The organism is Micromonospora sp. DT46 (assembly GCF_049841735.1).
GTDB lineage: Bacteria > Actinomycetota > Actinomycetes > Mycobacteriales > Micromonosporaceae > Micromonospora > Micromonospora reichwaldensis.
Genome location: NZ_JBNCKW010000005.1, coordinates 71,366 through 89,275 on the forward strand (window position 1 = coordinate 71,366; position 17,910 = coordinate 89,275).

The 17,910-nt window shown below is 73.9% G+C and carries 15 protein-coding genes; 6 read left to right on the plus strand and 9 right to left on the minus strand.

Annotation, left to right across the window (positions count from 1 at the left end):
* The first annotated feature begins 289 nt into the window (after window positions 1-289).
* Window positions 290-634 (plus strand): hypothetical protein, encoded by a 345-nt coding sequence (locus tag ACLQ20_RS14625; RefSeq protein ID WP_151453341.1) that lies wholly within the window; start codon window positions 290-292, stop codon window positions 632-634.
* 111 nt (window positions 635-745) lie between these two features.
* On the plus strand, window positions 746-2,584 hold the full coding sequence (recQ, locus tag ACLQ20_RS14630; RefSeq protein ID WP_425855989.1) for a DNA helicase RecQ: 1,839 nt from the start codon (window positions 746-748) through the stop codon (window positions 2,582-2,584).
* A gap of 39 nt (window positions 2,585-2,623) precedes the next feature.
* On the opposite strand, the gene uvrC is transcribed toward recQ, so the two are convergent.
* On the minus strand, window positions 2,624-4,657 hold the full coding sequence (gene uvrC, locus ACLQ20_RS14635) for an excinuclease ABC subunit UvrC (protein WP_425855991.1): 2,034 nt from the start codon (window positions 4,655-4,657) through the stop codon (window positions 2,624-2,626).
* Window positions 4,658-4,864: 207 nt separating this feature from the next.
* On the opposite strand from uvrC, the gene ACLQ20_RS14640 reads away from it, so the two are divergent.
* On the plus strand, window positions 4,865-6,217 hold the full coding sequence (locus ACLQ20_RS14640; protein WP_425855993.1) for an MFS transporter: 1,353 nt from the start codon (window positions 4,865-4,867) through the stop codon (window positions 6,215-6,217).
* Between the two features lie 45 nt (window positions 6,218-6,262).
* Here the strand turns inward: ACLQ20_RS14640 and ACLQ20_RS14645 are convergent, their stop codons facing one another.
* From ACLQ20_RS14645 to rsgA, 3 genes are all read right to left on the minus strand, one after another.
* Complete coding sequence (locus ACLQ20_RS14645; protein ID WP_327029059.1) at window positions 6,263-6,745, minus strand: Rieske (2Fe-2S) protein; 483 nt, start codon at window positions 6,743-6,745, stop codon at window positions 6,263-6,265.
* A gap of 270 nt (window positions 6,746-7,015) precedes the next feature.
* The gene (uvrA, locus tag ACLQ20_RS14650) at window positions 7,016-9,958 is read right to left on the minus strand and encodes an excinuclease ABC subunit UvrA (RefSeq protein ID WP_425855995.1); all 2,943 of its coding nucleotides are present in this window, start codon (window positions 9,956-9,958) and stop codon (window positions 7,016-7,018) included.
* Window positions 9,959-10,292: 334 nt separating this feature from the next.
* A complete protein-coding gene (rsgA, locus tag ACLQ20_RS14655) occupies window positions 10,293-11,345 on the minus strand; it encodes a ribosome small subunit-dependent GTPase A (RefSeq protein WP_151456975.1) in 1,053 nt (350 codons plus the stop codon).
* A 169-nt stretch (window positions 11,346-11,514) separates the two neighbouring features.
* On the opposite strand from rsgA, the gene ACLQ20_RS14660 reads away from it, so the two are divergent.
* On the plus strand, window positions 11,515-12,231 hold the full coding sequence (locus tag ACLQ20_RS14660) for a maleylpyruvate isomerase family mycothiol-dependent enzyme (protein WP_151456974.1): 717 nt from the start codon (window positions 11,515-11,517) through the stop codon (window positions 12,229-12,231).
* Window positions 12,232-12,239: 8 nt separating this feature from the next.
* On the plus strand, window positions 12,240-12,893 hold the full coding sequence (locus ACLQ20_RS14665; RefSeq protein ID WP_327029063.1) for an MBL fold metallo-hydrolase: 654 nt from the start codon (window positions 12,240-12,242) through the stop codon (window positions 12,891-12,893).
* A gap of 128 nt (window positions 12,894-13,021) precedes the next feature.
* Here ACLQ20_RS14665 and ACLQ20_RS14670 read toward each other — a convergent pair whose 3' ends face one another.
* Together ACLQ20_RS14670 and ACLQ20_RS14675 are read right to left on the minus strand one after the other, a co-directional pair.
* Window positions 13,022-13,633 carry a DedA family protein gene (locus tag ACLQ20_RS14670; RefSeq protein ID WP_151457700.1) on the minus strand — a complete coding sequence of 204 codons (612 nt, stop codon included), beginning with the start codon at window positions 13,631-13,633 and terminating at the stop codon, window positions 13,022-13,024.
* Between the two features lie 97 nt (window positions 13,634-13,730).
* Window positions 13,731-14,414, minus strand: coding sequence for a class I SAM-dependent methyltransferase (locus ACLQ20_RS14675; RefSeq protein ID WP_370519022.1), 684 nt, complete (start codon window positions 14,412-14,414; stop codon window positions 13,731-13,733).
* A 163-nt stretch (window positions 14,415-14,577) separates the two neighbouring features.
* Here ACLQ20_RS14675 and ACLQ20_RS14680 point away from each other — a divergent pair, with 163 nt between their 5' ends.
* Complete coding sequence (locus ACLQ20_RS14680) at window positions 14,578-14,781, plus strand: cold-shock protein (protein ID WP_088961229.1); 204 nt, start codon at window positions 14,578-14,580, stop codon at window positions 14,779-14,781.
* 51 nt (window positions 14,782-14,832) lie between these two features.
* On the opposite strand, the gene ACLQ20_RS14685 is transcribed toward ACLQ20_RS14680, so the two are convergent.
* From ACLQ20_RS14685 to ACLQ20_RS14695, 3 genes are all read right to left on the minus strand, one after another.
* Window positions 14,833-16,209 (minus strand): MFS transporter, encoded by a 1,377-nt coding sequence (locus ACLQ20_RS14685; protein ID WP_425855998.1) that lies wholly within the window; start codon window positions 16,207-16,209, stop codon window positions 14,833-14,835.
* Entirely contained in the window at window positions 16,206-16,778 is a 573-nt protein-coding gene (locus tag ACLQ20_RS14690; RefSeq protein WP_151455658.1) for an ArsR/SmtB family transcription factor, read from the minus strand. Before ACLQ20_RS14690 ends, ACLQ20_RS14685 begins: the two co-directional genes overlap by 4 nt.
* A 145-nt stretch (window positions 16,779-16,923) precedes the next feature.
* Window positions 16,924-17,832 (minus strand): hypothetical protein, encoded by a 909-nt coding sequence (locus ACLQ20_RS14695; RefSeq protein ID WP_358122409.1) that lies wholly within the window; start codon window positions 17,830-17,832, stop codon window positions 16,924-16,926.
* Between the last annotated feature and the right edge of the window lie 78 nt (window positions 17,833-17,910).

Sequence of the window (17,910 nt, forward strand, 5' to 3'; positions counted from 1 at the left end):
CTCGCCCCGTTCCTCGGCCGTACGCGCCTCGCTCACCCACTACCCCCAAGCCGTGGCGCCGCGGCCGGCACCCCCGGCCGCGCGTGGTCAATCAGCGACTCTATCCCGCACCACTCGCGCGTTGCCGGCACGTCCCTGGCCGCCGCCGTGGTGGCGTCCGCCCCGGCGGAGGGTCGGACCCGGGCGCGAGGGTCGTGCTCCCGACAGGCGGACCCCTTGATGACGATCAGTCAACGTCCATACGCTGCACGTGATCGCCGCAGGTGGCGACTGGTTTCTGGGAGGCGGGATGCACGATCTGGCGGAGAAGAACAAATACGTCGGCTTCCTGTTCATGAGGATCAACCCGGAGTACTTCGCCCTGGGCCGGGAGGGCATCCACGAGGTCTCCGCCGAGCACGCCCGCGACCTGGGCCGCTTCGCCAAGCAGCTCACCCACGTGGTCTGCACCGGGGTCAACGGTCGCTACGACCAGGTGACCATGGTCGAGGCGGACACCCTGGAGGAGATCAACGCGGCGGCCACGGCGTTCCGGATGGGCAACAAGGCCCGCTACATCGAGATCGTCGACATCGTGGTCGGGATGAAGGCCCCGCCGCGCGGGCTGGCCAAGCGTTCCGCCCAGCCCGACTGAGCGACCCGGAGGACCGCCGGACCGCGACGCTCCGGTCCGGCGGTCCGCCCTGATCCGCGACCCGCCCGCTCGGGTCCGCCGGCTGTCGGGGGAGGTTCGTAGAATCCCCGGATGGCTTCCCCCACCGACCTGCGCTCCGCCGACGCCCTGGAGGTGTTGCGCCGGGTCTTCGGCTACGACGCCTTCCGCGGCTTCCAGCAGGAGGTGATCGACCACGTGGTGGCCGGCGGCGACGCGCTGGTGCTGATGCCCACCGGCGGCGGCAAGTCGCTGTGCTACCAGATCCCCGCGCTGGTCCGCGACGGCGTGGCGGTGGTGGTCTCCCCGCTGATCGCGCTCATGCAGGACCAGGTCGACGCGCTGACGGCGGTCGGTGTGCGGGCCGGCTTCCTCAACTCGACCCAGGATCTCGACGCCCGCCGCGTGGTGGAGCGGGCGTTCGTCGGCGGCGAGCTGGACCTGCTCTACCTCGCCCCGGAGGCGTTGGGCACCCGCGGGGTGCAGCAGCTGCTCGACCGGGGCAGGATCGCCCTGTTCGCCATCGACGAGGCGCACTGCGTGTCGCAGTGGGGGCACGACTTCCGCCCCGACTACCTCGCCCTGTCGATGCTGCACGAGCGCTGGCCCGACGTGCCCCGCATCGCGCTCACCGCCACCGCCACCAGCGCGACCCGCGACGAGATCGCGACCCGGCTCAAGCTCACCGACGCCCGGCACTTCGTGGCGAGCTTCGACCGGCCCAACATCCAGTACCGGATCGTGCCCAAGCGCGAGCCGCGCAAGCAGTTGCTGAGCCTGCTGCGCGACGAGCACCCCGGCGAAGCGGGCATCGTCTACTGCCTGTCGCGCGCCTCCGTGGACAAGACGGCGGAGTTCCTCACCGCCAACGGCGTCGCCGCGCTGCCCTACCACGCCGGCCTGGACGCGGCGACCCGCGCGCGCAACCAGCAGCGCTTCCTGCGCGAGGACGGCCTGGTGATGGTGGCGACCATCGCGTTCGGCATGGGCATCGACAAGCCCGACGTCCGGTTCGTCGCCCACCTGGACCTGCCCAAGTCGGTCGAGGGCTACTACCAGGAGACCGGTCGCGCCGGGCGCGACGGGCTGCCGTCGACCGCCTGGCTGGCGTACGGGCTCCAGGACGTGGTGCAGCAGCGCAAGATGATCGAGACCTCCGACGGCGACCTCGCCCACCGGCGCAACCTCGCCGCCCACCTCGACGCGATGCTCGCCCTCTGCGAGACGGTCCGCTGCCGGCGCGGCCAACTGCTCGACTACTTCGGCGAGAAGGCGACCGCCGCCTGCGGCAACTGCGACACCTGCCTCAGCCCGCCGGAGTCCTGGGACGGCACCGTCGCGGCCCAGAAGCTGCTCTCCACCATCTTCCGGCTCGACCGGGAACGCAACCAGCGCTTCGGTGCGGGGCACTGCGTCGACATCCTGCTCGGCCGCACGACCGACAAGGTCACCCAGTACGGCCACGACTCCCTGACCGTCTTCGGCATCGGCGGCGAGCTGCGCGAGGCCGAGTGGCGCGGCGTGGTGCGGCAGCTGCTGGCCGAGGGGCTGCTGGCCGTCGAGGGTGACTACGGCACGCTGGCCCTCACGGAGGCCAGCGCGGAGGTGCTGGGCCGCCGCCGCACGGTGATGATGCGCCGCGAGCCGGAGAAGGTCACCTCGTCCCGGTCGGCGAAGCCACGTGGGGCGGCCACCGTCGTCGCCGAGTTGTCCCCGACCGCCGCCGGGGTCTTCGAGCGGCTGCGCGCCTGGCGGGGGGCCACCGCCAAGGAGCAGGGCGTCCCGGCGTACGTGATCTTCCACGACGCCACGCTGCGGCAGATCGCCACCGACGCGCCCACGTCGCTGGCCGAGCTGTCCGCGGTCAGCGGCGTCGGCGAGAACAAGCTCGCGAAGTACGGCGAGCAGATCCTGGCCGTCCTGGCCGAGTAGCCGTCGGCCTGCCGGACGCGCACCGCCCGGCCGACGCGGTCAGTCCGCCGCCGGGGCCTTCGCCTCGCCGCCCAGCGCGGCGAGGATCGCCTCGGCGGTGCGCCGGCCCACGCCGGGCACCTCGGTGATCTCCTCCACGGTGGCGGCGGAGAGCCGCTTGAGCGAGCCGAAGTGCCGCAGCAGCGCCTTGCGCCGCACCTCCCCCAGGCCGGGCACCCTGTCGAGCGCCGACTCGGTCATCCGCTTGGAGCGCCGCTGGCGGTGGAAGGTGATGGCGAAGCGGTGCGCCTCGTCGCGCACCCGTTGCAGCAGGTAGAGCCCCTCGGAGGTGCGCGGCAGGATCACCGGGAACTCGTCGTCGGGCAGCCAGACCTCCTCCAGCCGCTTGGCCAGGCCGCACAGCGCCACGTCGTCGACGCCCAGCTCCGCGAGCGCCTGGGCCGCCGCCGCGACCTGCGGCGCGCCGCCGTCGACCACCACCAGCTGCGGCGGGTACGCGAACCGGCGGGGGCGTCCGGTGGTCGGGTCGATCAGGACGCCGACGGCGCGCTCGTCGGACCCGCCGGACTCGTCGGACCCGCCGGACCCGCCGGGTTCGTGGGGATCGCCGGGCGCGGGCTGCCCGGCCGGGGCGACGGGGTCGTCGGCCGGCTCGACGCCCGCCTCGCCGGTCTCGGCGCGGGCGTCGAGGTAGCGCGCGAAGCGACGGCGCAGCACCTCGGACATGGCGGAGAGGTCGTCGGTGGCGCCCCGGATGATAAAGCGCCGGTATTCGCTCTTGCGGGGCAGCCCGTCCTCGAAGACGACCATGCTCGCCACCACGTCGGTGCCCTGCATCTGGGAGATGTCGAAACACTCGATGCGCAACGGCGAGGTGCGCATGTCGAGCGCCTCGGTGATCTCGTCGAGCGCCTTGCTGCGGGTGGTCAGGTCGCCGGCCCGACGCAGCTTGTGCCGGGCCAGGGCGTCCTTGGCGTTGCGCTCGACCGTCTCCAGCAGCGACCGCTTGTCGCCGCGCTGCGGCACCCGCAGGCTCACCCGGCTGCCCCGGTGACCGGAGAGCCAGTCGGCCAGCGCGTCGGCGTCGGCGGGCAGCGCCGGCACGAGCAGCTCGCGCGGCACGTCGGCCTCGCCCTGCTCTCCGCCGTAGACCTGGGTGCAGAAGTGGTGCACCAGGTCGCCCGTGCTGAGCTCCTCGGTCTTCTCCACCACCCAGCCGCGCTGGCCACGGACCCGGCCGTCGCGCACGTGGAAGACCTGGACGGCCGCTTCGAGGGGGTCGTCGGCGAACGCGACCACGTCGGCGTCGGTGCCGTCGCCGAGCACGACGGTCTGCTTCTCCATCGCCCGGCGCAGCGCGGCCACGTCGTCGCGCAACCGGGCCGCCCGCTCGAACTCCAACTGCTCGCTGGCCTCGGTCATCTCCCGTTCGAGCCGGCGCACCATCGTGTCGGTGCGGCCGCCCATGAAGTCGCAGAAACCGTCGACGATCTCCCGGTGCCGCTCGGGGGTGACGCTGCCGACGCAGGGGGCCGAGCACTTGCCGATGTAACCCAGCAGGCAGGGGCGGCCCACCTGGCTGGCGCGCTTGAACACCCCCGCCGAGCAGGTGCGCGCCGGGAAGACCCGCAGCAGCAGGTCGAGCGTCTCGCGGATCGCCCAGGCGTGCGAGTAGGGCCCGAAGTAGCGCACCCCCTTGCGCTTGGCGCCCCGCATCACCTGCAACCGGGGGAACTCCTCGTCGAGGGTGACCGCGAGGTAGGGGTAGGACTTGTCGTCGCGGTAGCGGACGTTGAAACGCGGGTCGTACTGCTTGATCCAGGTGTATTCGAGCTGGAGCGCCTCGACCTCGGTGCCGACGGTGACCCAGTCCACCGACTCCGCGGTGGTGACCATCTGCTGGGTGCGCTGGTGCAGGCCCCACAGGTCGGCGAAGTAGGAGTTGAGCCGGCTGCGCAGGTTCTTCGCCTTGCCGACGTAGATCACCCGGCCGGTGCCGTCGCGGAACCGGTAGACCCCCGGTGACTCCGGGATGGTGCCGGGCGCGGGACGGTAGGTCGAGGGGTCAGCCACGGCAGCAAGCCTAGTCCGCGCCCCCGACAGCTCCCCGGACGCCGCGTCCCCGCCCCGCCCCGCCCGCCGGCCGTGCCACGCCCCGGTCGTGCCGGCCGTCCCAGGCCGGGGGCGAGCCCCCGACGGTGGTGAAACTGCGGTGCCGCCGGAAACGCTCCCCGCTAACATCCGCCCCTGGCGGAGGCGACGCGAGGGGAGCACGGGGACATGGGCGCGAACCCCGCGGGACGCAGCCGAGGGGGTGCCGTCCTCGTGGCGGCGCTCACCGTCGACTCGGTCGGCAACGGGCTCTTCCTGCCCCTGTCGCTGGTGTACTTCCTGCGGCTCACCGACGTGCCCCTGGCGCTGCTCGGGGTGCTGCTCAGCGCGGCGACCGTGCTCACCCTGCCGGTGCCGCTGTGGGCGGGATCGCTGGCGGACCGGATCGGGGCGCTGCCGGTGGTCGTCGCCTCCCAACTGCTCCAGGCCGCCGGCTACCTGGCGTACGCCTGGGTGCGGGGGCCGGTCGGCGTCTTCGTGGCGGCGGCGCTGGTCGCCGTCGGTGTGCGGTTCTTCTGGTCCGCCGTCTTCACGGCGGTCGCCGACTACGCCGACGGCAGCCCGGGCGGCTGGGCCCGCGACACCTGGTACGCGATCAGCAACGGCGCCCGTACCGCCGGCCTGGCGGTGGGGGGCCTGACCACGGGCGTGGTGGTGGCCGACGGGCGGGCCGGCACCTACCGCGCGGTGGCCTACGCGGCGGCGGCCTGCTTCGCCCTCGCCGCGGTGCTCATCGCCGCCCGGGTGCGGATCCCGCCGGCCACCGACCGCCCGGCGGGATCCGGGCGGGGCGGGTACGCCACGCTGCTGCGGGACCGCCCGTTCCTCGCCCTCATCGGCCTGAACACCGTCTTCGCGCTGAGCACCATGATGCTCGGCCTGGCCCTGCCCACGATGATGCTCACGGACCTGCGGGGCCCCGCGTGGCTGACCTCCGCCGTCCTGGCCGGCAACGCGTTCCTCGTCGCCGTGCTGTCGGCGCCCGTCGGCGCCCGCCTGCCGCAGCACCGCCGCACCCGTGCGGTCGCGCTGGCCGCCGCCCTCTGGACGCTCTGGGGCCTCGCCATGGCGACCCTCGGCCCGGGGCGCCTCGGCGTGGTGGCCGCGCTGCTGGTCGCGGCGACGCTGCTGTTCACCGTCGCGGAACTGGTGCACGCGCCGGCGTCCGCCGCGCTGGCCGCGGCCGCCGCCCCGATCGCCGCCCGGGGCCGCTACCTGGCGGCCTTCCAGTATTCCTTCGCCCTCGCCTCGATGGTCGCGCCGGCCCTCTTCGGCACCCTGTACGAGGTCGACACCGCCGCGCCCTGGCTGGTGCTGGCGCTGCTCAACGCCGTCGGCGTCGCCGGCATCCTGCTGCTGGAGCGGAGCCTGCCGCCGGCCGCCCTGCGCGAGCCGCCGCCGACGGGCGAGCGGCCGGCAGCGGGCGAGCGGCCGACAGCGGGCGAGCGGCCGGCAGCGGGCGAGCGGCCGGCAGCGGGCGAGCGGCCGTCGGTGGTCGACGCGAGCGCCGCCGCGGACTGAGCGGGGCCGGCGGCCCGGTTCGGGTCGCCGGCCGCACCCGACGGCTCAGGCCAGCGAGATCTGGTCGCCGGTGACCTTGACGTTCTTCGGCGGCAGCGGCTTGGTGGCCGGGCCGCCCTTCACCGAGCCGTCCTCGATCGAGAACTTGCTGAAGTGGCAGGTGCAGTTGATGGTGCCGCCGTCGACGTTCGTCACCGGGCAGCCCTGGTGGGTGCAGATCGAGTCGAACCCCTTGAACTCGCCCTCGCGCGGCTGGGTGATCACCACGCCCTGGGCGGGATAGACCGTGCCGCCGCCGACCGGGATGTCGGCCGTACGGGCCAGCGACTGCGCGCCCTGGCGGTCGCCGCCGCCGGCGTCACCGGTGCTGGGCACCGGCGGGCCGCCGCTGGTCGGGGCCGCCCCGTCGCCGGAGTCGTCGCTGCCGCAGGCGGCCAGGACCACCGCCGCGCCGACCGCGCCGGCGCCCGTGAGGAGGGCGCGTCGCGTCCGCGTCGCCGGCCCGGTCAGCCCCTGATCGTCACTCATGCCTCGCCCTTCTCTCGGCTGCCGCCGCCTGGTCATGATCCGCGGCCACACTCGGGTACACGGATCACTCTGCCCGACGGTTCACCTGATCGGCGACCGAGGGGCCACCCGGGGTGGGCCGTGGGCCCGCCCCGGATGGCCCCGTCGGCGATCCGCCCCCTGCCGGCGGCCGGACGGCGTGACCGGGCGACTGCCCGGCTGGTGTCGATCGCGCCGTCCCTGGTCGTCGCCCTGGTCGACCCGCACCCACACGACCCGGGGAGCGTGCCGTCAGCGCGCCTCGGCCCGCGCCTTGCGGGGGCGGGTGGCCTTGGTGCCGTTGGCCTTGGCCGCCCGGGAGGTGGCCGCCGCCGCGCCCTTCGCGTCGCCGTCGAGCTTGAGCACCTGGCGCAGGAAGTGGCCGGTGTGGCTGCCCGGCACCTCGGCGACCTCCTCGGGGGTGCCGGTGGCGAGCACCGTGCCGCCCCGGTGACCGCCCTCGGGGCCCATGTCGATCAGCCAGTCGGCCGTCTTGATCACGTCGAGGTTGTGCTCGATGGTGATCACCGTGTTGCCCTTGTCGACCAGCCCTTCGAGCACCATCAGCAGCTTGCGGATGTCCTCGAAGTGCAGGCCGGTGGTCGGCTCGTCGAGGACGTAGACCGTCCGCCCGGTCGAGCGCTTCTGCAACTCGGAGGCGAGCTTGACCCGCTGCGCCTCGCCGCCGGAGAGCGTGGGCGCGGGCTGGCCGAGCCGGACGTAGCCGAGGCCGACGTCGACAAGCGTCTTGAGGTGCCGGTGGATGGCCGGGATGGCGGAGAAGAAATCGGCCGCCTCCTCGATCGGCATCTCCAGCACGTCGGAGACGGTCTTGCCCTTGTAGTGCACCTCCAGGGTCTCCCGGTTGTAGCGGGCGCCCTTGCAGACCTCGCACGGGACGTACACGTCGGGCAGGAAGTTCATCTCGATCTTGATCGTGCCGTCGCCGGAGCACGCCTCGCAGCGGCCGCCCTTGACGTTGAACGAGAACCGGCCGGGGCCGTAGCCCCGGACCTTGGCCTCGGTGGTCTCGGCGAAGAGCTTGCGGACGTGGTCCCAGACCCCGGTGTAGGTGGCCGGGTTGGAGCGCGGGGTGCGGCCGATCGGCGACTGGTCGACGCCGACCACCTTGTCGACGTGCTCCAGCCCCGAGACCCGGGTGTGCCGGCCGGGCACCAGTCGGGCCCCGTTGATCTGGTTGGCCAGCACCGCGTAGAGGATGTCGTTGACCAGCGTCGACTTGCCGGAGCCGCTGACCCCGGTGACGGCGATGAGCTGGCCCAGCGGGAACGACACGGTCAGGTTGCGCAGGTTGTGCTCGCGCGCGCCGTGCACCACCAGCTCCCGGTCCGGGGTCTGCGCGCGGCGCCCCTGCGGCGTCGGGATCGAGCGGCGGCCCGACAGGTAGGCCCCGGTCACCGACTCCGGGTTCTCCAGCAGCGCCGGCACGGAGCCGCTGTGCACGATCTTGCCGCCGTGCTCGCCCGCGCCCGGGCCGATGTCGACGATCCAGTCGGCGGTGCGGATCGTGTCCTCGTCGTGCTCGACGACGATCAGCGTGTTGCCCAGACCGCGCAGCCGGACCAGGGTCTCGATCAGCCGGTGGTTGTCGCGCTGGTGCAGCCCGATCGACGGCTCGTCGAGGACGTAGAGCACCCCGACCAGGCCGGAGCCGATCTGGGTGGCCAGCCGGATGCGCTGCGCCTCGCCGCCGGAGAGGGTGCCGGCCGGGCGGTCCAGGGAGAGGTAGTCGAGGCCGACGTCGAGCAGGAACTTCAGCCGGGCGTTGATCTCCTTGAGCACCCGCTCGGCGATCATCTTCTGCCGGTCGGTCAGCTCGATGCCGGCGAGCAGGTCGGCGGCCTCGCCGACGGAGAGGTTGCAGACCTCGGCGATGCTCCTGCCGGCCAGGGTGACCGCGAGCACCTCGGGCTTGAGCCGGGCGCCCCCGCAGGCCGCGCAGGGCACGTCGCGCATGTAGCCCTCGTACTTCTCCCGCGACCACTCCGACTCGGTGTCGGTGTGCCGGCGCTCGATCCACTGCACCACGCCCTCGAAGCCGGTGTAGTAGGAGCGCTCGCGGCCGAACTTGTTGCGGTAGCGCACGTGCACCTGGTCGTCGGAGCCGTGCAGGATCGTCTTCTGCGCCCGCGACGGCAGGGCCCGCCAGGGCGTGTCGACGTCGAAGTGCTCGGCCGCGCCGAGGGCCTCCAGCAGGCGCAGGAAGTATTCCAGGTTGTGCCCGGTCGACCAGGGCTGGATCGCGCCCTCGCGCAGGGTGCGCTCCGGGTCGGGGACGAGCAGCTCGGGGTCGACCTCCTTCTTGGTGCCGAGGCCGGTGCACTCGGGGCACGCGCCGTAGGGCGCGTTGAAGGAGAAGACCCGGGGCTCCAGGTCCTCGATCGCGAGCGGGTGGTCGTTGGGGCAGGCCAGGTGCTCGGAGTAGCGCCGCTCGCGGTCCGGATCGTCCTCGGGCAGGTCGACGAAGTCGAGCAGGACGAGGCCGTTGGACAGGCCCAGGGCGGCCTCGACCGAGTCGGTCAGCCGCTGCTTGGCGCTCGGCTTGACGGTGAGGCGGTCGATCACCACCTCGATGGTGTGCTTCTCCTGCTTCTTCAGCTTCGGCGGCTCGGTCAGCGGGTGCACCACGCCGTCGACGCGGGCCCGCGCGTAGCCCTTGGCCTGGAGCTCGGCGAAGAGGTCGACGTACTCGCCCTTGCGGCCGCGCACCACGGGCGAGAGCACCATGAACTTGGTGCCCTCGGTCATCGCGAGGACCCGGTCGACGATCTGCTGCGGCGTCTGCCGGGAGATCCGCTCGCCGCAGACCGGGCAGTGCGGCTCGCCGATGCGGGCGAACAGCAGCCGGAGGTAGTCGTAGACCTCGGTGATGGTGCCCACCGTCGAGCGCGGGTTGCGCGAGGTGGACTTCTGGTCGATGGAGACCGCCGGGCTCAGGCCCTCGATGAAGTCGACGTCCGGCTTGTCCATCTGGCCGAGGAACTGCCGCGCGTACGACGACAGCGACTCGACGTAGCGGCGCTGCCCCTCGGCGAAGATCGTGTCGAAGGCCAGGCTCGACTTGCCCGACCCGGAGAGCCCCGTGAACACGATCAGGGCGTCCCGGGGCAGGTCGAGACTGACGTCACGCAGGTTGTGCTCGCGCGCGCCACGGATGATCAGTCGGTCGGCCACTGTCCGTGTACTCCCGGGTGAAGAAGATGAGGAGAAATTGTCCGCTCCAAGGCTGGTCTGAGCGGTTGTCTGAGTGGTTGTGGGCGCGCAGAAAGGCGCCTCGGCAACTCTAGCCCCGAGGTACGACAACTTCCCTCGTCGGCACATTCCCCCAGCTCAGCCCGGTCCGCCGCGCCCGAGGAAGCCGGTCCGCCGCGCCCGATGAAGCCGGTCCGCCGCGCCCGAGGAAGCGGGTCGCCGCGCCCGAGAAGCCGATCCGCAGCGGGCGGAGAAGCCGGCCCTGAAGAAACGGGCGGGACCGGTCGTCGACCGGTCCCGCCCGTGCGTACCTGCGTCAGGGGCGGGCCGCCCGCCGCCGGCCCGCGCGCCAGCCGCCGCGCCGCTGCGCGGCCAGCCGGACCTCCCGCCGCCGGCTCTCGAAGGCCAGCTCCCGCTGGAGCTTGCGCCAGCTCTCCCAGCGCCGCGCCGGCAGCTCGCCGGTCTCCAGCGCCTCGCGCACCGCGCAGGCGGGCTCCCCGTCGTGCCCGCAGTCGGCGTACCGGCAGCCGGTGGCCAGCTCTGCGATGTCCGCGAACGCCCGGTCCAGCCCCGCCGAGCCGTCGAGCAGGCCGACCGCCCGTACCCCCGGGGTGTCCAGCACGGCGCCACCGCCGGGCACCGGGAGCAGCGCCCGCCAGGTGGTGGTGTGCCGGCCCTTGCCGTCGACGCGCCGGATCGCCTGCGTCGGCATCAGCGCCGCCCCGGCCAGCGCGTTGACCAGGCTCGACTTGCCCGCGCCGGACGGGCCGAGCAGGCCGAGCGTGCGGCCGGGCGCCACCTCGGCGCGCAGCGGGTCGAGCCCGGTGCCGTGCTCGGCGCTGACGGCCAGCACCGGCACCCCGGGGGCGATCCCGGTGAGCTGGCGCGCGACGGCCTCCGGGTCGGCCGCCAGGTCGGCCTTGGTGAGCACGACCAGCGGCCGGGCGCCGGACTCGTGCGCCAGGGAGAGCAGCCGTTCGATCCGGCCGACGTCCGGCTCGGGGTGCACGGGCTCCACCACGGCGGCGGCGTCGAGGTTGGCGGCCAGCACCTGGCCGCTGGCGTCCTTGCCGGCGGTCCGTCGGACGAGGGCGGTGCGCCTCGGCAGCACCGCCTCCACGGTGACGTTGCGGTCGGGCCAGGTGCCCAGCAGCACCCAGTCCCCCGCGCAGGGCAGGCGGGTCAGGTCGCGGGCGGCGGCGGCCAGGACCGCCCCGCCCAGGGTGGCGCGGACCGGGCCGTCCGCGCAGAGCACGGTGCAGACGCCGCGGTCCACCCGGGCCACCCGGCCCGGTCGGTGCCCGCCGCGTCGCGGTACGTGTGCCGCCCGCTCGGCATCCCAGCCGAGGGCGGTCAGGTCGATGGTCATGGCATCCTCATCGGTGTCGGAGCGGTTGACGCACGCGTGCTGCTGCCGGCATGGTCATCACCTCCCCGCCGTCCGGTGCCGCGTTCCACGCCGACGGTAGGACGCGCCGCGACGCGCCGAAAGCGATTTCCCCGGCGACGCGAAGTCCCCCGGCGGATAGGGTCGGTGGGTGACCACGGATCCGCTTCTGCTGACGGGCGAGGTGGACGCGGCCACGGACCGTCTGCTGCGGACCGCGGCCGCCCTCGACGACACCGGCCTCGCCGCCGCCTCGCTGCTGCCGGCGTGGAGCCGGGGGCACGTCCTGGCCCACCTGGCCCGCAACGCCGACGGCTTCGTCAACCTGCTCGTCGCGGCCCGCACCGGCGAGCCGATCCCGATGTACGCCTCCGCGGCGGCCCGGGACGCCGACATCGAGGCCGGGGCGGCCCGCCCGCCCGCCGCCCACCTGGACGACCTGCGCCGATCGGCCGTCCGGTTCGCCGAGGCGGTCGCCGCGATGCCGGTCGAGGCGTGGGCGGCCACCGTCCAGACGCGGCGCGGCCCCTGGCCGGCGGCCATGCTGGTCTGGGGCCGGCTGCGCGAGATCGAGGTGCACCACGTGGACCTCGACACCGGCTACCGGCCGGCCGACTGGCCCGAGGCGTTCGGCCACCGGCTGCTGCACGAGGTGGTCGCCGACCTCGCCGGCCGCGCCGACGTGCCGCCGATGGTGCTGCGCTTCGACGGCAGCCGGCACGAACTGGTCGTCGGCGACCGGGCCGCCGCGCCCACGGTCACCGGTGCCGCCCCCGAACTCGCCGCCTGGCTGATCGGCCGCAGCCCGGGCACCGTGCTGACCGTCACCCCCGACGGCCCCCTGCCGCAACCACCGGAATGGATATAGACGACCTCATGACCTACAGCGGAGACGTCACGCCCGGCGGCGCGCCGGCCGTACGCGAGCTCGACCGGCTCACCATCACGAAGGTGTCGGTGGGCCCGATGGACAACAACGCCTACCTGCTGCGCTGCCGGGCCACCGGCGAGCAGGTGCTGATCGACGCCGCCAACGAGGCGCCCCGGCTGCTCGAACTGGTCGGCGACGCGGGGCTGGCCACGGTGGTCACCACCCACCAGCACATGGACCACTGGGTGGCGCTGGAGGAGGTGGTCGCCAAGACCGGCGCCCGCCCCCTGGTGCACGCCGACGACGCCGCCGGGCTGCCGATCGAGGCCGGGACGCTCGCCGACGGCGACAGCGTGCCCGTGGGCGAGTGTGCGCTGGAGGTCATCCACGTCAAGGGGCACACCCCCGGCTCGATCGCGCTGCTCTACCGCGACCCGGCGGGGTCGCCGCACCTGTTCACCGGCGACAGCCTCTTCCCGGGCGGGGTCGGCAACACCGACAAGGATCCGGAGCGGTTCTCCGCGCTCATCGACGACGTCGAGCACAAGCTCTTCGACCGGCTGCCCGACGAGACCTGGTTCTACCCGGGCCACGGCAAGGACAGCACGCTCGGCGCGGAACGCCCCGCGCTGCCCCAGTGGCGCGCCCGGGGCTGGTGAACCTCAGCGGGGCCGGGCGCGATCCGCGCCCGGCCCCGCTCCCCCCGTCGGTCCCCCCGCTCCCCCCGTCGGTCCCCCCGCTCCCCCCGTCGGGTTCCTCGGCTTTCCGCAGCCCCGTCGGGCGCCGGTCAGGCCCCGGTGACCGCGCGCACTCGACGCCGCGTGCCCATCAGCACCACGCCCGCCAGCAGCAGGCCGACCGCCATGGTGACCAGCATCGGGCTGGACTCGCCCGGCAGCAGCCCGGCGAGCGACCGCGAGGCGGTGCCCAGCACCAGGTAGAGCCCGGCCCAGGCCGCCGCGCCGAGCGTCGCGCAGCCGAGAAAGCGCGGGTACGACATCCGCAGCCCGCCCGCCGCCAGCGGCAGCAGCGCGTTGAACACCGGCAGGAAGGGCGCGACCAGCACCATCCGGCCGCCCCCGCGCTGGAGCATCCCCTCCGCCGCCGCCCAGCGTGCCTCGCCGATCCAGTCGCCGAGGCGGCTGTGCCGCAGGCGATCGCCGTACCGGCGGCCGGCGAGGAAGCTCAGCGACCAGCCGGCGAGGCAGCCGGCCACCACCACGGCGAAGGTGGCGGCCCCGGTGGTCGGGCCGCCGACGCCCATCGCGGCCAGGATCGCCACGTCGCCGGGGACCAGCACCCCGAGCAGCGGTACGGCGTCGAAGAGCATCACCACCCCGAGCACCCCCATGAGCAGGGTGGTGGGGAGCTCTCCGATCTGGGTCAGCCAATCCGCCATGCCCGTACGCTATGGCCGCCCGGCCACCCGGGGCATCGGGTCCGGTCCCCCACCGCCCCCTGGTATCGGGCTCGGGGTCGACCCTGAGAGCCCGGGGTCACCGGGGGCGCAGCACCTGCACCCGGCGCACGGTCGAGTCCACGGAGGGCTCGGTGGTCGGCACGGGGTAGCTCGCCACCGTAGCCAGCACGCCCGGCGGCAGGTGGCCCCGCCCGGGATCGCCCACCAGCACCTCGGCGCCGCCCGCGGCCGCCCGTCGCAGGAAGGGCAGCACCCGCGCCGCCATCGTCGCGTCGTAGAGCACGTCCCCGGCCAGCAGCAGGTCCACCCCGTCGAGATCGCTGTCGAGCAGGTCGCCGCCGGTGGTCGCGACCGTCACGTCGTTGGCCCGGGCGTTGACGGTGACCGCCGCGACCGCGTACGGGTCGATGTCGTTGGCGACCACCCGCTCGGCGCCGGCCAGCGCGGCCGCGATCGCCACCAGGCCGGACCCGGCGGCGAGGTCGAGCACCCGGCGGCCGGCCGCGAGGTCGGGGTGGTCGAGCAGGTGGCGCGCGAGGGCCTGGCCACCGGCCCAGACCGAGGCCCAGTACGGCGCGGGCAGGGCGTGCCCGGCCTGCGCCTCCATCCGGGCCCACCAGACGATGGCGTCCTCGGCCAGGTGCAGCCGGACCTCGGGGACGAACGGGATCCGCACCAGCCGGAGCCGGTCCAGCCCGCCCCCGGGAGCGTCGATCTCCCGCTCGATCTCGGTCAGCGCGTCGGCTGTGGCACCCTTCATCGGGGCAAGCATGCCCCAGCCGACCTCGCTCCGCCCGGCTTTCGCGTCGCCGCGCCGAGAGTTCGGCCAGCGAATCGGGGTTCGGCCGGTTACTCTCGGGGTGGCACCGGGCGATCATCGGTCGACGACCGAGGTTCACCCGCTTTGGAACAGGGAGAGATGCATGGCAACCGGCACGGTTAAGTGGTTCAACTCGGAAAAGGGCTTCGGCTTCATCGAGCAGGATGGCGGAGGGCCGGACGTGTTCGTCCACTACTCGGCCATCGCGTCGAGCGGTTACCGGGAGCTGAACGAGGGCCAGAAGGTCGAGTTCGAGGTGACCCAGGGTCAGAAGGGTCCGCAGGCGGACAACGTCCGTCCGCTGTAGATCCCGTGCCGGTGGCGGCGGCCGACTGACGGCCGCCGCCGCAGCGCGTATTCAGGGCCGCTTCGGCGCGACGGGCAGGTCCCGTCGCCGCCGTAGCGGCCCGATCAGCAGGATCGCCGGCGTGAGTGCGAGCCAGACCGTCATCACCGCGATCGCGGTGCCGGCCCCGTAGGCCGCGCCGATCGTACCGGCCAGCACGGCGGCCAGCGGGATCATGCCGTAGTTGAGCATCTGCATGCTCACCGTGACGCGGCCCAGCAGTTGGTGTGGCGTGTAGGTCTGGCGGAAGCTGCCCTTGAGCACGTTGCCCACCGCCACCCCGAGGCTGACCAGCATCCCGCCGATCGCCGGCAGGGCGAGTCGGCCGCCGGGTCCGGCGAGCGGGATCAGCAACGCCGGCGGCCCGGTGAACACCGCCGCCAGGAGCATGGCCCGGGCGGTGCCGAGCCGACGGCCGAGCAGGGTGGCCGACAGCGCGCCGACGATGCCGCCGAGACTCATCGCCGCGACCAGCGCGCCCACCGGGGCCGGCGCGAGTCGCGCCTCCCGGACCAGGAAGACCACCAGGACCGCCTGGTAGCCGACCAGGCCGACGTTGCTGGCGGCCCCGAAGGCGGTGAGCACCCGCAGGTACGGGTCCCGGGCGACGAACCGGATCCCCTCGCCGATCTCCCGCCGCAGCGACCGCGCGGGCCCGACGCGCTCGGGACGCCGCTCGACGGTGCGGATGCGCAGCAGGCAGGCAGCGGAGAACAGGAAGCTCAGCGCGTCGAGCAGCAGCGCGGTGACGGCGCCGGCGACCTGTGCGACCACGCCGGCGAGACCGGGGCCGAGCACGTAGCTCGCGGTCTGGGTGGCCTGGAGCTTGGCGTTGCCCTCCGGCACCTGCTCGGGGCGCAGCAGCACGGGCAGGTAGACCTGGTCGGCTGTCTCGAAGAAGACCCGGGCCAGGCCGGCGCCCAGCGCCACCACCAGCAACTGCGTCACGGTCAGCACGCCGAGCACGGCGGCGGCGGGGACGCTGAGGAACAGCAGTGCGGAGACCAGGTCGCAGACGATCATCACCGGCCGGCGCGGCAACCGGTCCACCCAGGCCCCGGCCGGCAGGCCGACGAGCAGCCACGGCAGCCAGGCGGCGGCGGTGAGCACCGCGACGCCGAAGGTGCTGGCGTCGAGTACGGTCACCGCGACCAGGGGCAGCGCCACGGCGGTGACGTTGCTGCCGACGGCGCTGGCCGTCTGCGCGGCCCAGAGCAGCCGGAAGTCCCGGTGCCGCAGCAGCCCTCCCCGGGGCGCCGCCGCTGCCGCCGGCCGACCGGCGGGCCGTACCGCCGGCCCGGTCGCGGGGTCGGCGCCCGGGCGGGGCGCGTCTGCCGGCGGGGCGGCGGCGGTACGGGTCGGCGGGGTGGTGCCGGCGGGCGGCGTCACGGCGTGGCCGGGATCCCGTAGGCGAACAGGAAGACCGGCTCGCGTTTCCGCCCGTCGTCGGGCACGTCCCGGTCGCCCCACCGGGCGAGCACCTCGTTCAGCTCGCCGGCCAGCTGGGCGAGTTCGGCATCGGTCAGGTGCAGCCAGCGGTCCGTGGAGAACGGTCCCTGCGACCAGGCGGCCCGGCTGTCCTCGTCGGTGGCGTGCCAGGCGCGGGCGAGGGCGACGTGCCGGTCCAGGTTGAGCGAGGTGGCGGCGTCGGCGACGGCCCGGGCGGCGGGGTCGTCGAAGTCCGACTGGGACCAGCGGACACCCCGGGTGACCAGGCGCCACCAGCGTTCGCGCCGGTCGCGGGCCAGCTCGGGCGCCTCCTCGACCAGTTCGGCGCCGGCCAGCACCTTGAGGTGGTGGCTGACGTTCGCCGGCGCCTGCGCGGTCCGCTCGGCGAGCAGGCCGACGGTGGACGGGCCGTGCACCTTGAGCACGTCCATCAGCCGGCGGCGCAGCGGATGGGACAGCGCGGCGAGCACCCGCGAGTCGGTCACGTGGCGTACGTCGGGGTTCGTCATGCCGCCAGCCTGACATCGGCAACGACAGTTGCGCAACACCTATTGCGCAACTGCCGTTGCCGATTCCCTCGTCACGCCCGGTCGCCCCGGCGTCGCGCGTCCGTCGGCCCGCCGGGCCTGAACGCGCCCGCCGGACGCGGCGTGGTCAGGCCGCCAGGCGGCGGGCCAGTTCGTCGGTGACCTGCTGGGCGATGGTGGGCGGGATTGCCTCCGCGATCTGCTCCGGCGAGAGGCCGGCGAGCACACCGGCGATGATCGCCTGCTCGTCGCTGAAGTCGCTCTCGGACAGAGCCTTGACCTGGGCGACCAGGGCCGGGTACGCCTGCGCCATCGCGAGCAGGAGCATCAACGGCGACTCCGCCAGCGGCGGCGTCAGCAGACCCGGCGTCCCGACGGGCGAGATCAGCCAGTTGCGCAGGTTCTCCAGGTCGGCGAGGACCTGGCCGACCGTACGGGTGGGCGACCCCGTGTTGTAGACGAGCTTGTCGGTCTGTTCCATGTCGGACTCCTCTGCTGGCGGTGCGATCAATCCGATGGTCGTCAGGTAGCGGCGGAACAGCGGGGTCTGGTCCCGGTTCGCCTTGATCGAGTCGCGGAAGAAGCTGAAGTGGGTGTGCCACAGGTGGGAGCTGTCCCCGCTCGTCCGCTTGCGCAGGCGGTCCCACCGCCGGACGACCTTGCCGTCCGGGGAGTAGATGATCTCGCGGAGGTCCCGGCTGTCCGGGGTGCCCGCGGTGCACTGCGCGACGCACCAGGTGGAGAAGCTGCGGAGGTCGTGCGCCCGTCCTGCGACGACGACCCGGAAGAGACCGACGTCGAGCGCCGCCGCGTCGAGGGTCAGGCCGGAGGAGTCCCGGGGCGATTCGACGACGGAGTAGTCCCTGGGCACCACCCGGTCGGAGCCGCAGTGGTAGCCGCCCCGGTGGGCGGGGTCGCCGACGATGCCGACCTCGGCGGGTTCGAGGTCCTGTTCGCGGACGGTGTCGGGGTCGACGTTGAGGTGGTCGAGCAGCAGGCGGCGGACGGCCAACAGGTTTTGCGGTGCCCGCGTCATGGGTTCCCCCTCGGGGACGGGTTCGGGGTCGGGCACGACAGTGACACCGCGTAGGCGGCGCGGAAGCCTCACGCGCGG

What these genes read in the sequence shown, in the direction of transcription:
- ACLQ20_RS14625 (WP_151453341.1), top strand. Translation starts at nt 290, where the DNA reads ATGCACGATCTGGCGGAGAAGAACAAATACGTCGGCTTCCTGTTCATG.
- recQ (WP_425855989.1), top strand. Translation starts at nt 746, where the DNA reads ATGGCTTCCCCCACCGACCTGCGCTCCGCCGACGCCCTGGAGGTGTTG.
- ACLQ20_RS14640 (WP_425855993.1), top strand. Translation starts at nt 4,865, where the DNA reads ATGGGCGCGAACCCCGCGGGACGCAGCCGAGGGGGTGCCGTCCTCGTG.
- ACLQ20_RS14645 (WP_327029059.1), bottom strand. Translation starts at nt 6,745, where the DNA reads ATGAGTGACGATCAGGGGCTGACCGGGCCGGCGACGCGGACGCGACGC.
- rsgA (WP_151456975.1), bottom strand. Translation starts at nt 11,345, where the DNA reads ATGACCATCGACCTGACCGCCCTCGGCTGGGATGCCGAGCGGGCGGCA.
- ACLQ20_RS14665 (WP_327029063.1), top strand. Translation starts at nt 12,240, where the DNA reads ATGACCTACAGCGGAGACGTCACGCCCGGCGGCGCGCCGGCCGTACGC.
- ACLQ20_RS14670 (WP_151457700.1), bottom strand. Translation starts at nt 13,633, where the DNA reads ATGGCGGATTGGCTGACCCAGATCGGAGAGCTCCCCACCACCCTGCTC.
- ACLQ20_RS14675 (WP_370519022.1), bottom strand. Translation starts at nt 14,414, where the DNA reads ATGAAGGGTGCCACAGCCGACGCGCTGACCGAGATCGAGCGGGAGATC.
- ACLQ20_RS14680 (WP_088961229.1), top strand. Translation starts at nt 14,578, where the DNA reads ATGGCAACCGGCACGGTTAAGTGGTTCAACTCGGAAAAGGGCTTCGGC.
- ACLQ20_RS14690 (WP_151455658.1), bottom strand. Translation starts at nt 16,778, where the DNA reads ATGACGAACCCCGACGTACGCCACGTGACCGACTCGCGGGTGCTCGCC.
- ACLQ20_RS14695 (WP_358122409.1), bottom strand. Translation starts at nt 17,832, where the DNA reads ATGACGCGGGCACCGCAAAACCTGTTGGCCGTCCGCCGCCTGCTGCTC.